General features: G+C 69.5%; 11 protein-coding genes. 3 read left to right on the plus strand and 8 right to left on the minus strand.

All coding sequences use genetic code 11. From position 1 onward, the window contains the following. Window positions 1-622 (minus strand): bifunctional 4-hydroxy-2-oxoglutarate aldolase/2-dehydro-3-deoxy-phosphogluconate aldolase (gene eda, locus QM582_RS12040; protein ID WP_415084705.1); only part of this gene is annotated, 622 nt, incomplete at its 3' end. Window positions 623-742: 120 nt separating this feature from the next. Here eda and QM582_RS12045 point away from each other — a divergent pair. Beyond that, on the plus strand, window positions 743-1,000 hold the full coding sequence (locus QM582_RS12045) for a helix-turn-helix domain-containing protein (RefSeq protein ID WP_415084707.1): 258 nt from the start codon (window positions 743-745) through the stop codon (window positions 998-1,000). Between the two features lie 319 nt (window positions 1,001-1,319). Here QM582_RS12045 and QM582_RS12050 read toward each other — a convergent pair whose 3' ends face one another. Continuing rightward, on the minus strand, window positions 1,320-2,336 hold the full coding sequence (locus QM582_RS12050) for a LacI family DNA-binding transcriptional regulator (protein WP_415084708.1): 1,017 nt from the start codon (window positions 2,334-2,336) through the stop codon (window positions 1,320-1,322). Between the two features lie 566 nt (window positions 2,337-2,902). Between QM582_RS12050 and QM582_RS12055 the strand changes: the two genes are divergently transcribed. Further along, window positions 2,903-4,297, plus strand: a complete 1,395-nt coding sequence (locus QM582_RS12055; protein ID WP_415084710.1) for an MFS transporter — start codon at window positions 2,903-2,905, stop codon at window positions 4,295-4,297. A gap of 123 nt (window positions 4,298-4,420) precedes the next feature. Here the strand turns inward: QM582_RS12055 and QM582_RS12060 are convergent, their stop codons facing one another. Next, window positions 4,421-5,056, minus strand: coding sequence for an SRPBCC domain-containing protein (locus QM582_RS12060; RefSeq protein WP_415084712.1), 636 nt, complete (start codon window positions 5,054-5,056; stop codon window positions 4,421-4,423). Continuing rightward, a complete protein-coding gene (locus tag QM582_RS12065; protein WP_415084713.1) occupies window positions 5,053-5,361 on the minus strand; it encodes an ArsR/SmtB family transcription factor in 309 nt (102 codons plus the stop codon). The genes QM582_RS12060 and QM582_RS12065 overlap by 4 nt, the downstream gene beginning before the upstream one ends. 92 nt (window positions 5,362-5,453) lie before the next feature. Between QM582_RS12065 and QM582_RS12070 the strand changes: the two genes are divergently transcribed. Then, window positions 5,454-5,819, plus strand: a complete 366-nt coding sequence (locus QM582_RS12070) for a VOC family protein (RefSeq protein WP_415084714.1) — start codon at window positions 5,454-5,456, stop codon at window positions 5,817-5,819. A gap of 3 nt (window positions 5,820-5,822) precedes the next feature. On the opposite strand, the gene yaaA is transcribed toward QM582_RS12070, so the two are convergent. From yaaA to QM582_RS12090, 4 genes are all read right to left on the minus strand, one after another. Next, window positions 5,823-6,626: a peroxide stress protein YaaA gene (gene yaaA / locus QM582_RS12075; protein WP_415084716.1), complete on the minus strand. Its 804-nt coding sequence runs from the start codon at window positions 6,624-6,626 to the stop codon at window positions 5,823-5,825. Window positions 6,627-6,653: 27 nt separating this feature from the next. Beyond that, the gene (locus QM582_RS12080; RefSeq protein ID WP_415084718.1) at window positions 6,654-7,166 is read right to left on the minus strand and encodes a glycine cleavage system protein R; all 513 of its coding nucleotides are present in this window, start codon (window positions 7,164-7,166) and stop codon (window positions 6,654-6,656) included. 100 nt (window positions 7,167-7,266) lie between these two features. After that, window positions 7,267-12,762 carry a carboxyl transferase domain-containing protein gene (locus QM582_RS12085; protein ID WP_415084720.1) on the minus strand — a complete coding sequence of 1,832 codons (5,496 nt, stop codon included), beginning with the start codon at window positions 12,760-12,762 and terminating at the stop codon, window positions 7,267-7,269. A 189-nt stretch (window positions 12,763-12,951) separates the two neighbouring features. Then, window positions 12,952-13,599 (minus strand): hypothetical protein (locus QM582_RS12090; protein WP_415084722.1); only part of this gene is annotated, 648 nt, incomplete at its 5' end.

Raw genomic sequence — 13,599 nt, forward strand, 5'->3', positions numbered from 1 at the left:
CGGCCGCGGCGGCGACCGCTGCGGCGCAGAGTCGTTGAACCTCGGCGAAGTCGCCGGCATCGATGACGTCGGCGGGCACCATCCACGACCCACCCACCGCCGGCACGTTCGGCAACGCCAGGTAATCGCCCAGGTTGGCCGCCGACACTCCCCCGGTCGGCACGAACCGTGCCCCGGAAAACACCGACGAGAACGCCTTCAAAGTGCCCGCACCGCCATAATTCGAGGCCGGGAAGAACTTCAACGTGGTCAGCCCGGCCGCCAGGGCGGCCATCACCTCACTCGGCGTGACCGTGCCGGGGACGATCGGGACGCCGCGCTCGGCCGCGCGGGCCACGGTGGCGGCACTGAAACCGGGGCTGACCAGGAACCGGGCACCGGCGTCCACCGCCAGATCGACCTGTTGCGGGGTGAGGACGGTACCCGCCCCGACCACCAGGTCGGGGTTCTTCGCCATGGTGGCGATCGCCTCCACAGCAGCCGCGGTACGCAGCGTCACCTCAGCCACCGGCAAATCACCAGCAACCAACGCCTCCCCCAAACCAGCAGCACGAGCAGCATCACGCACCACCACCACAGGCACGATCCCACGGGCCAAGACCGTCTCGAGAAGGTGAGACATTCACACTCCGTTTCATTCATTGAAACAGATGATTCGCTGTTTGAAACAGCGTGGCACGACTCGCCCCTGAATGCAAGAATCGTTTCACTAGACGAATCAGTGCTTTGCGATGAGTGAAACGTGCCCATCATCGGCTCGCGCCCCGAAGCACGCTATGTCGAAGCCATCGATCGTGCGCTGCACCTGCTGACCGCGCTGGCCGAGGCCGGTCCGGGCGGCTCGGCGCTGACCAACCTGGCCACGGCCACCGGAGTCAACAAATCCACCGCCTATGGCGCCCGGTCGACCATGAGAGAGCACGGCTTCGTCAGCCAGTCGGAGCCGACCGGCAACTACGGCTCGGCGCGGCGGCACGGGCACTGGGCGAGCGGTTCCTGAACCGCAGAGCCTGGCGCAGTCGCTGCACCCTGCGCTTGTCGCGCTCTCTCGCGAGGCCGGCAAGCTCGTGCACCTCGGCGTGCTCGTGAGCGATCAGGTCATCTACCTCGCCAAGGTCGAACCCGAGCGGCGATCAGGGCGTGGCCAGAGGTGGGGCAGCTAACGTCCGCGGCGTCGTCGGCGACGGGCCGCGCCCCGACGGCAGCCCGCGAAGTGCCGGACGATCAGCTGGCCGCCTACCTGCACCACACGACGTCACACTCGCCAGCGGTCGCTCACCGACATGACGATGTAGGCAACGACGCCGACGAGCAGGATCCTATTGATCATCCGACCCGGCGGCGGGTGTCGCGCGGGTCGGGGCCACACCGGAGGAGTCTCGGACCACCAGCTGGGTGGGCAGATGCTCCTCTATCCGGCGCGTGCGCGAGGTAGGCCGGAACAGCAGATCCATGCTGAGCACGCCCGCCTGTGCTATCGGAACGCTGATGCTGGTCAATGCGGGGCTGGCACAACGTGCCAGCGGAGAATCATCGATGCCGATCACGCTCAGCTCGTCGGGAACCGAAACACCCATGGCCCGAACGCCGTTCATCACACCGATCGCCACCGCATCGTTGTGCGCAATTACGGCAGTGGCGTCGGTCGCGATCACGCTAGCCGCGGCGGCGTAGCCGCCGGCAAGGCTCTCCTCCTGCCAACCGAGCAGGCTGAGCCGGATGCCGCGGTCCTCGCACAGTTGCTGGATCGCTGCCACCCGGCGCTCGTTCGACCACGACTGCGGAGAGCCCTGAACATACGCAAAGTGTCGATGGTTCAGCGCCCCGAGATAGTCGACGGCCTGACGGAGGCCGGTCTCGGAATCGGCGAGCACGCAGTGACATTCGGTCGATGCCCGGTTCACCAAAACCACCGGAGTGCCGCTCGCCAACTCGGCGATCTCGGATGCCGGCAGCCGCGGCGAGCACACCACGAGCGAGCCGACCCGGTCCAACAGTTCGGTGATCACTTCCCGCTCCTGGTCGGGACTGCCGCCGGTATCAGCCACCAACACCATCTGGCGGCGATGCCACCCCTGGGCCTGCGCGGCCCGGACAAACGCGGCAAAGACCAGGTTGCCGATATCGGGCACGACGACAGCGACGGTACCCGCCGCAAGCCCAGCCCCCTTGCGGGTCGGCGTCGAGGCGCGGTAGCCCATGTCTTCGGCCACCGCGATGACGCGGGCAAGCGTCTGCGACCCGATGCGCTCGGGCGAACTGAACGCCCTCGACGCAGTCGAGACGGACACACCGGCCCGTTGCGCCACCTCAGTCAGGGTGGGTGCCGGGGTCATCCGCCCTCCTTCCGACTGTGACGACCACCACACACTACCTTGCACAGCCCTGTCAATGCTTGCGCAACATGCTACACAGATTGAACCTGGCGCTAGCTAGTAGGTTTACCTAGCTCGACAGCCTGCTCCAGGTAGCCTACTTGCATGTCTTGCACAAGATGTGCCACTCTTGCCGCATCAGTTGCAACGTGCGAGCTCGCTCACCGAAGCCGCAGAGTTCACAGGGGTTGTCATGGCAGTGAGGCTGAAGGCCGATCGGTCGATGGGCAGAGAGCGGTTTGCCCCGAGGCTCCGTTCCCTCGAAACCGTTCTTGCCGGGTCTGGTGCGGCCTTGGCACTCCTGGCATCTGCACAGCCTGAGGCCGCGGTTGCGGGCATGCATCAGAGGACAGAGCAGGCTGTTGCGACGGTGTCGTCGTGAGTCGCGTACGCACCGTCGTGGCGGGTGCCTCGCATTGGCACGTCGCTCGCTAAGCAGCCGCGATCGCTGCCAGCACGGCTTCTGGTCCCAGATTCAGCCCCCGATTCACGGCCAACGATGGCCCCGTCCGAAAGAGAAAATGTCAATGGCTGACACCACTCAAGACAAACACAGCAGGGACCAAGCCAAGAAAGCAGCAGCCAGCGGCTGGATCGGTAGCGCACTCGAGTACTACGACTTCTTCATCTACGCCCAAGCTGCGGCGTTGATCTTCCCCACGATCATGTTCGATCAGGCCGATCCTCGGATGGGCATCATCGGCGCTCTGGGCACCTACGCGGTGGGTTACGTCGCGCGGCCAATCGGCGCCGTAGTCCTCGGCGCGTGGGGTGACAAGTACGGACGCAAGAACGTGCTGGTGCTCTGCATGATGCTGATGGGCATCTCGACGATGCTCGTCGCCTTCCTGCCGACCTACCAGCAGATCGGCTTCGGCGCTCCGGTGTTGCTGTTGGCGCTCCGCCTCATCCAGGGGTTCGCGGTGGCCGGCGAGGTGTCCGGGGCGAGTTCCATGATCACCGAGAGCGCGGCGTTCGGTCGCCGCGGCTACTTCGGCAGCTTCACCCTGCAAGGCACCCAGGCCGGCCAGCTCCTCGCCGCCTTCATCTTCCTACCGCTGGCCCACTTCTTGTCCGAAGATGCCTTCCAGTCCTGGGGATGGCGGATTCCGTTCGCGCTCAGCGCCCTGGTGGTCATCGCCGGCTACCTGATCCGGCGCAACGTCGATGAAACGCACACCAACGCCGAGGAGCAGGCGCATGGCGAGGTGGCCGCGCTGCCGCTCGTGACCGCGTTCAAGGAGAGCCCCGGCGCCATCTTCCGGGTGTTCTGCATGGCGCTGACATCCGTCATCGCGACGACCACCTCCGTCTTCGGTGCTGCCTACGCCACCAGCAAGTCGTACGGCATCGGATTCACCGCCGATGTCTACCTCTGGATCCCGATCCTGAGCAATATCCTCGCGGTGATCCTCACGCCGCTTCTCGGGAACCTGTCCGACCGGATCGGTCGACGCCCGATGATCGTCATACCGACCATCCTGGCCGGGCTGATGTCCTACGCATACCTTTGGGCGATCAGCCAGCACAACGTCGGCCTAGCCATCGTCTTCTCACTGGTGATGTGGGGCTGCCTCTTCCAGGGCTATCAGGCGACCTTCCCGTCCTTCTTCCCCGAGCTGTTCCCGGCCCACACGCGGGTTTCCGGCATGGCGTTCGGCCAGAACATGGGCACCGTGGTCGCCTCATTGATGAGCGTGGTCTTCCCCCTCGTCGCCCCTCCCGGATCAACGAACGTGGTCTTGATCGTCGGCTCGCTCACCTTCGGAATCTGCCTCATCGCCAGCGCCGCCGCGTACTTCTCGCCAGAGACGTTCCGGATGCGCTTGGAGGACTTGGGCGCACCGGGTGCCAAGCCGGTCCCGGAGGTCGAATACAACGCGCTCCGCGCCGCATCCATTGCTGCGGCAAAGAAATCTTGACCGATATCGACCCGAAACTCGGCAACCACACGGCGGCGGGTGGGTGATGTCACCCACCCGCCGTTCAGCTTGGTTGGACCCTTCTAGACCTGACCTCAGGAGCAGACCCATGCGTCAGCGACATCAGCCCGCCGTGGCACTCGTCTTGTGTGTCATGTTGGTTGTGAGCGGTTGGTACATGATCTCTGGCGAAGGTATCAACGGGCGGACTTTCGGCTGGTGCTTCATCGTTGTCGGCCTCATCGGCGGTGGCGTCAATCTGGCGATGGTTCTGAGTACCCGCCGCTGACGCCGAGCCGCCATCGCCGGCTGAACTGGGGGACGACGCGTCACCTGGTCGAGGGCGGCGTGGCAGCCGGCCGCCGTGCCGTGCGCCGGGTATTGATCGACATCGCCCAGCCAGCTGGTGAACACCAGCCGGGTGCCCTCGCCGTCCGGCTCGAGTTCGAACCGCAACAGGTCGGCGTCCCAGCTGTATTCGAGCAGACGCGGGGCTTCCCAGGCCAGCATCCGACCGGCGAGTGCGACCTGCTCGGCCGGAATGCCGAAGCTCTCGACGTGGGCCGGCCAGAACGGGAAGGCCAGCTCAGCGCCCGTCCGTCGTTCGCCGACCATGTCGGCGGGCATCCAGTGCCGCAGCGATTCTGACTCGGTCAGTGCCCGCCACACCTTCTCGGGAGGGTGACGCAACCGGCGCTCGTAGCGCAGGCCGTAGCGGCCGTCGTCGTGCAGAACCTCGCCGAGCCGTTCGGTGCTCATGTCTCCTCCTGTCGATCGAAATGCAACTCGAGGGCCCCGAGTGCGTCGGCCCAGCACCGGCGGTACGGCATCAGCCACTCGTCGACGTCGCGGAGCGGCTCGGGCCGCAGCGAGTACCAGCGGCGCTGCGCGTCCGGCCGCACCCCGACCAGGCCGGCACCTCGCAGCACCGCGAGGTGCTTCGACACGCTCGGCTGGGCGATGCCTAGTTCGCCGCTCAGTTCACCCACCAGCCGCTCGCCGCCCAGCAGCGCGTCGAGGATGCGTCGGCGCGCCGGCTCGGCGATCGCCTCGATGGTATCCATGGCGGCACCATATATTCTTGTAGCAGAATATACAATCGATCGGACCCGGCACCGATCCGAAAACTGTCAGTGCCGGCCGACAGACTGGTCGCATGATTGATCACTTCGGCGTCAACGTGGCCGACATGGCCGCCTCCGTCCGCTTCTACGACACCGTGCTGGGCACGCTCGGCTTCACCCGCCAGATGGATTTCGGTGAGGCGATCGGCTACGGCACGCCGGGCCATCCCGACTTCTGGGTGAGCTCGGCGGCCAGCGGTGTCTCCAACCGGGAGTCCCACCTGGCGTTCAGCGCGTCCGACCGGGCGGCGGTGCAGGCCTTCTTCGACGCGGCGAGCGCGCTCGGCGCCGAGGTGCTGCACGCACCGCGGGAGTGGCCGGAGTATCACCCCGGCTACTACGGCACCTTCGTCCGCGACCCCGACGGCAACAACGTCGAGGCCGTCTACCACGGCTGAGGCTCAGCGGCCTGCGGTCGGCCGATCCTCGAAGCTCCGGACGAACACCGGCTGCTGCACGGTCGAGGCGTCCGGGTCGTAGCGGTAGCCGCCCTCGGCGAAGCGCTTGACGGCACCGGGCGTCCGGACGCGCTCGCGTACCAGCCAGGACGCCAGCGCGCCCCGGGCCCGCTTGGCATAGAAGGAGATTACGCCGCGGGTGCCGCGGGCGTTGGTGTCCTCGAAGCGAGGTGAGATCACCGGGCAGCCGAGTTCGCCGAAGCGGACCGATTTGGCGTACTCCTCCGAGGCCAGGTTGAGCACCGCGGCGGCGCCCGGCGACTCCGCCAGGTCGTCGCGGAGCAGTTCGGTGATGGTCGAGCCCCAGTAGGCGTACAGGCTGTTGCCGCGGGCGGTGCCGAGCGGCAGCCCCATCTCCAGCCGGTACGGCTGGATCAGGTCCAGCGGACGCAGCACGCCGTAGAGCCCGGAGAGGATCCGCACCGTCTTCTGTGCCTCGGTGTAGTCGCGGGCGTCCCACTGCTCGCGCACCGCGAGGCCCTGGTAGACGTCCCCGGCGAAGGCGAGCACGGCCGCCCGCGCGTTGCGGGTGCTGAACGGCAGCGAGAAGTCGGCGTAGCGCTGTGCGTTGAGGGCGGCCAGCTCGTCCGAGATGTGCATCAGGCCGGCGATCTCGGAGGTCGACTTGCCGCGCATCACGTCGATCAGTTCCGCCGAGCGGTCGAGCAACCTCGGCTCGGAGTGCTTGCGGATGGGCAGCGGAGACTCGAAGTCCAGCGACTTCGCGGGCGACAGCAGAACCAGCACCGAAGCAGGCTACCGCGCGGTGACGGTTCAGCCGGCGGCCACCGTGATGTCGACGACGATCTCGGTGGCCAGCTTCTCCAGGTCGGCCTGCAGGCCGGCGAGATCCCGGTCCCCGGGCATCGGCGCGGTGAGGTGCGCCTCGAACAGCAGGCCGCCCGCCATCGGCGCCTCGCGGGTCTCGGTGATCAGCCGCTCGATGCTGACGCCGTGCCGGGTGAGCACGCCGGAGACGTCCCGGACGATGCCCGGGTGATCGTTGCCGACCAGGTCGACCTGGATCCGCTGCGCCGCTTCGACCGGCGCACCGACACCGGGATGCAGCGAGACCTCCAGCAGCCCGCGCAGCGGCTGCAGCGCCGCGGCCAGTTCGTCGGCCCGCTCGTCGGCGACGTTCACCTGGACGATGCCGGCGAATTTGCCGGCCAGTTCGGCGAGTTGACTGCGCTCCCAGTTGCCGCCGTGGGCGGTGACGACATCGGCGAGCGCGTTGACGAGTCCGGCGCGATCGTCACCGATCACGGTGAGCACAAGGGTGGCCATGTCGGGAGCGTAGCGGACCCCCACCGAGCGCTCGCCGAACTATTTGGGGCTCGCTGAATTCGGCGAGCGGGAAATAGTTAGGCGAGCGTTGGGTGGAGGGTCAGCGGGTGCCGAAGGCCTCGATGACCGCGATGATCTCGGGCCGGATGCTGGCCGGGCTGATCACCTTGTCGACCGACCCGACCTCGCGGGCCCGCTGGATGTTGTGCACCCCGTCGAACTCGGCCGCCACCTCGCTGATCTTCTCCGCCCGCACCGCGGCCCGGACGTCGTCCAACTGGGCCTGCAGACCGGGGCGTTCGGACGTCTGCGCCGACCGCAGCCGGCCCTCCAGCGTCGCCACCCGCGGATCCGCGGCAGTGCGCTTGGCGACGTCCCGGGCGAAGACCACCGCGGCGGCCGGGGCGCCACCGATCACCGAGGCGAACGAACCCTCCACGGCGAGCACGGTCATGTTCTCGTTGAGCGTCTTGGAGAACACCACGAAGGCACCGCCGTGGTAGCGGGAGATCACCACGAAGACGATCGGCCCGTCGAAGTTGACCACCGCACGGCCGATCTCGGCGCCGTACTCCAACTGCAGGTTCCGCATCGACTCCGGCGAGCCGTCGAAGCCGGACAGGTTGGCCAGCACCACCACCGGACGGTTGCCGGAGGCCGCGTTGATCGCCCGCGCCACCTTCTTGCTGGACCGCGGGAACAACGTGCCGGCGGTGTAGGTGTCCGGGCCGTCGGTGGGCGGGAAACCGGCCCGCGGCACCGGCTTGGACTCGATGCCGACGAAGCAGACCGCATGGCCGCCGATCCGGGCGTCCATCACCACCGCCGTCTCGGCGTCGACCATGCCGGCCCAGCGCTCCGAGCGCGGATGGTCGGCGTCGGCCACCGCGGCCATCACGGTGCGGATGTCGAACGGCTTCTTCCGGTCCGGGTTGGCGGTGAAGATCTCGCCGACGGTGGCGAACTCGCCGCCGTGCGGGTAGTCGGAGACGTCCCGGTCGGACGGGTCGGACGTCGGCGCCCGGCGCGGGCCGGGCTCGCCCGGCATCACGTAGGTCTGGGCGTAGTGGTTCATCAGGATGCGGAACGCCCCCGGCAGGTCGGGCGCCCAGTACTGCGCCTGACCGTTGGGCCCCATCACCCGGTCATAGCCGCCGATGCCGAAATTGTCCTCGGCCGAGACGCTGCCGGAGAAGTCGAGGGTGTCCTTGCCGGTGAGCACCATCGCCGAGTCGGGGGTCATCACCAGGATGCCCTTGGTGTGCATCAGCATGGTCGCCTCGGCGTTCCAGTACGGCTGGGCGCCGACGTTGATGCCGGCCACCACGATGTTGATCTCGCCGCCGTCCTGGGTGAAGTGGATGATCCGGCGCAGCGCCGCACCCACCCAGTCCATGTTCTCGGTGCCGGAATCCATCGAGATCCGGGCGCCGGAGGACAGCGTGAACCACTCCACCGGGATACGCATCCGCTCGGCCAGGTCGAGGGCGGCGATGATCCGGCGGCATTCCGGTTCGGCGACCGCGCCCAGGCCGCGGGTCGGGTCGCCGCACAGCGCGATCCGGGTCATCCCCTCGGGGTGCAGCGGGGTCGGGGTGGTGACCAGGGCGCAGATGATGCCCGCGGTGTTCAGCCCGGGCTCGCGCCGCACCGGCACCAGATGCCCCTCGGCGTCCAGGTCGAGCTCGTGCAGCGTCCCGCCCGGTCCGGCCAGCACCTCGCTCAGCTCGTAGGGGTAGACCAGTCCGCGGCGGCGGGCCCGCAGCACCCGGGCCGCGTAGTCGTCCAGCGGCTTCAGCGGCTCGGCCGGCGGCGCCTCGATGGACGCCGTGACCCCGGCGCCCGGCCGGTAGTGGAACCGGACGGCCAGCGGGATGATGCCCTGGCCGGGCTGGTCGAACCGGCCCTGGGCCAGCACCTCCTCGATGCCGGCCCCGTCGCCGAGCGGGGTGATCTTGGCCTGCAGCGCCAGGATGTCCTTGTGGTCGAGGTCGATCACCGGCCAGACGTGCACCCAGACGTGGTTCATGTCGAGCCGATTGCCCTCGCTGCCGCGGGCGGCCCGGGTGCGGCGGATCGCCTCCAGGCAGTTCTCCACCGCGCGCTCGGCGTGCGGCAGCCCGATCAGCCGGCCGCGCTCGTCGCGCACCGGGGCCAACTGACGGACCTGGGCCATCGCCACCAGCCGCCGGTCGGCCGGGTTCGACTTGGCCACGCAGTCGAACAGCAGCACGTCCTCGGGGGCCGGCAGCCGGGTGACGTCGAAGTCCCGCAGCCGCCACAGGTCGAGCCGGCGGGCCACCATCGGGTGGACGCCGCGGATCCGCTGGTCCTCAGCGATCTCCCCGGACGTGGTCCAGCGGAAGGTGAGGTAGCGCGGCTCGGAGCGGTGATCGCAGACCGCCACCACCACCCGCCGGACGTGCTCGCCGAGCGGCCAGCCGGACAGCACCCGCTCCAGCTGGGCGCTGGCCAGGTCGGTCTCCGGGGCGTCCGGCCAGGAGATGTACAGCTCGACGACCGCCTCCTCGCTGCCGCCGCGCTCGGCCAGCAGTTGGCCGACCAGAGCACAGACCGGGCCGCCGGCGTCCAGCTCGTCGGCGCGGCCCAGGGTGGACACCACCAGGGTGGGTCGGCCCTCCAGCCGGTACTCGCCGGCCGCGGCGGCACGTCCGGCCACGGTCAACCCACGCAGCGCGGTCAGGTCGTAGTCGGTGTAGTGCTTGCGGATCAGCACCTCGAGCATCGGCTCCTCGGCGGCCACCCCGTGCGCGAGCCGGTCGGCCAGGAACCCGACGGTCGGCTCGGGAATGGCGGCCAGCGCCGCGATCCGCTCTTCCCGGTCGGCGGCCTGCGGGTCGGCGGCCAGCGCCGCCACCTCGTCGGCCACGCCGGCCAGCACCTGGTCGCGTTCGGCGTCCACCTGGGGCTGGTCGAACCAGCGGAACCGGATCGACCGGGCCACGTCGCCGACCACCGGGAAGCGCCGCTGGGTGGCCCGGACCAGGCGCTCCAACTCGGCCCGGGCCGTGCTGGCCACCTCCGGCTGCGGGGCCGGTTCGGCAATCCAGCGTTCCAGCAGCGAGGTGATCACCTTGAGATCGGACGCGAACCGCTGCTGCGCCAGGAAGATCCGGAACACCGCCTCCTCGACCTGCGGCGTCCGGGTCAGGTCGGTGATGCCGTAGTGGGCGAAGACCTTGGCCAGCCGGTCGACGAACTGGCTGGGCAGCCCGGCGCGGTCGACGTCCAGGCTCTGCAGGTAGCGGTGGAAGTGCTCGCGGTCGCTGTGCACCCGCAGCTCGGTGCTGGCGTCCTCACCGGCCGGACGGTTGCGGCTCAGCTCGGCGACGTCGGCGAACAGGCCGATCAGCGCGACCTCCCCGGCCATCACGTCGCTGCCTGCGGCGCACAGCTCCTGCCGGGTGGCCAGGTAGTCGGCCAGCGGCCGGTAGCCCGGGTCGGCGTCGAAACCCATCACCAGCGCCGACAGGTCGGCCAGCAGCCGGTCGGCGCGCTGCCGGGGATCGGCGATCGGCGGCACCCCGGGCAGTTCCAGCCCGGGCCCGGTCGCCGCGGTCTGCTCGACGACCTCGTCGGCCTCTTCGGCCACGGGCTCCAGCCGGACCAGCGGCGCCATCGTCTCTACCTGGCTGCCGGCCATCACCAGCAGCTCCTTCACCCGGCAGGCGAAGGGTGCGACCAGGACGGTCTCCATCTTCATCGACTCCAGCACCAGCACCGGAGCACCGGCCGCGACCTGCTCGCCGACCGCGGCCGGGGTGGCCACCACCAGCGCCGGCGCCGGGGAGCGCAGCACGCCGCCCTCGTCGCGGCTGACCCGGTGGGTGACCCCGTTCACCTCGATCAGGTGCACCGGCCCGTGCGTTGCGGTGACCAGCCGGTAGCGGGTGGCGCCGACCTGGAGCCGGCTGTGGAAGTCGTCCAACCGCTCCAGGGACGCCTCGACGCTGCTGGCCTCCTCGCCTTGCGCGACCCGGACCCGGTAGCGCTGCGGACCGATCCGGAACGCGGTGACCTGGTAGGTGACGCCGCGCAGCTTCAGGTCGACGGCGCGTCCGACCGAGTGCTGCACCTGGGGGCGTCCGCCGTGCGCGGTCTCCAGCAGCCGGGCGATCTCGACCTCTTCGGTGTCCTGATAGGCCTGGACGGCCGATGCGACCAGGGCGATCCCGGAGTGCCGGTCGGCGATCAGGCCGCCCTCGGCCCGGACCCGGTCGATCCAGCCGGTGTCGGCCCATTCCACGCCGTCGGCGCCGACCACCTCGGGCCGGGCCAGCAGTTCCAGGATGAAGCTCTTGTTGGTGGCGCCGCCTTCGATCACCACCGTGGTCTCCGCCATCGCCCGGCGGAGCCGTCCCAGCGCCTCGGCGCGGTCGCGTCCGAAGGCGATGATCTTGGCGATCATCGAGTCGAAGTCGGCCGGGATCGAGTCGCCCTCGGCGACGCCGGTGTCGACCCGGATGCCGGGGCCGGCCGGCAGGTCGAGCCGGGTGATCCGTCCCGGCGAGGGGGCGAAGTCCCGATCGGGGTCCTCGGCGTTCAGCCGGGCCTCGACGGCGTGGCCGAATTCGGTCGGACGCTGCGTCAGCCGCTCCCCGGCTGCGACCCGGATCTGCGCCTTGACCAGGTCGAAGTCGTTGGTGACCTCGGTGATCGGGTGCTCCACCTGCAGCCGGGTGTTCACCTCGAGGAAGGCGAACGCCTGGTCGCCGGGGTGGTAGAGGAACTCGACGGTGCCGGCGCCGGCGTAGTCGACGGCCAGCGCCAGCCGTTCCGCCGCGGCCTTCAGCTCGTCGGTCTGCTCGGCGGTGAGCAGCGGGGACGCCGACTCCTCGATCACCTTCTGGTTGCGGCGCTGCACCGAGCAGTCCCGGACGCCGAGCGCCCAGGCGGTGCCCTGGCCGTCGGCGATCACCTGGACCTCGACGTGCCGGGCGCCGGTGACCAGCTTCTCCAGGAACACCACGCCGGAGCCGAACGCCCGCTCGGCCTCGTCCCGGGTGCGCTGGTAGGCGTCGGTCAGCTCGACGGCATTGCTCACCTTGCGGATGCCGCGACCGCCGCCACCGGCGGTGGCCTTGAGCATCAGCGGGTACCCGATCCGCTCGGCGGCGGCCAGGGCGTCGTCCAGGGTGTCGACCCCGCCGCGCGACCAGGGCGCCACCGGGACGCCGACCTCTTCGGCGATCAGCTTGGAGCCGATCTTGTCGCCCAGCTTGCGCATCGCGTCACCGGAGGGGCCGATGAAGGTGATGCCGTTGGCCTCCACCAGGTCGGCGAACGCTGAGTCCTCGGCGACGAAACCCCAGCCCACCCAGACGGCGTCGGCGCGGGCCCGGCGCAGCACGTCGATCAGCAGTTCGTGGTTCAGGTAGGGACGCTCCGCCGCCGGGCCGAGCGGATAGGCCTCGTCGGCCTCCCGGGCGAACATCGCGGTGCGCTCGGCGTCGGTGTACAACGCGATGACCGTGATCGGCTCGTCGCCGGGCCGCTCCGCGTTGAGATCGCGGACAGCGTGGACCAGCCGCATGGCGGCCTCACCCCGGTTGACGATCGCGATGCGTTGGAACACCGGGCGTCTCCTCACCTTTGTTGAATCTTGCTCCCGAAATCTTCCACTTCTGCGCCGTCAAGGCGAGGCGACCCGAGCGGCAACACCCAGATTCCGGCTCCCGAAGCCGGCACGGCTGTCAGGACAGGCCAAGTCGGGGAAGCGAGCTTTGGCCGGTTCCGACAAGACACCGGCGAGCCGACGCCCCGCTCAGCGGCCGTGCTGCTTGCGCAACGTCTTGGCCTCTTTGGCGGGTCCGCGCGATCCCCACCAGTCGCCGGCCTGCCAGCGGGCCGTGGCCAGTTGGTCGAGGGCGTCCAGCAACTCGTCCAGGTAGCGCTCCGGATCGGCCTGGTAGCCATCGCGCAGTTCGTCCACGAAGGCCTCGGTGGCCGCCCGGACGTCGCGACGGTTGCCCGACTCCGCAGCCTCCTGGACGCCGGCGCGGGCCCGGTCCAGGGCGTCCGGCTCGGGTTCCGGAGGTTCCGAAGCCTCGGCCACGATCGCGGCCGCCTCGGCCACGGCGTCCTCCTCGGCGAGCTCCTCCGCGGCGACCACCAGCTGGGCGTCCTCCACCGCCTCGCGTTCCGCCTCGTCGGCCACGATGTCCTCGGCGACCTCCGCCGCCTCCAGCGCCGCGAGTTCGGCGGCCAGCCGCTCGAGTTCCTCGCGCTCGGCGCGCTCGGCGTCGGTCTCGTCGCTGACCCGGGCGCGCAGCGCCGCCTCGGCCTCGGCGCGCTCCCGCTCCAGCTGGCGTTCGTGCTCGGCGATCCGCTCGGCCCGCTTGCGCTGCCGCTCCAGGCGCTCCCGTTCCGCGGCCTCGGCGGCCTCCCGGCGCTCCCGCTCGGCCTGCTCGGC

The sequence above is a fragment of the Micropruina sp. genome (assembly GCF_047607385.1).
GTDB lineage: Bacteria > Actinomycetota > Actinomycetes > Propionibacteriales > Propionibacteriaceae > Micropruina.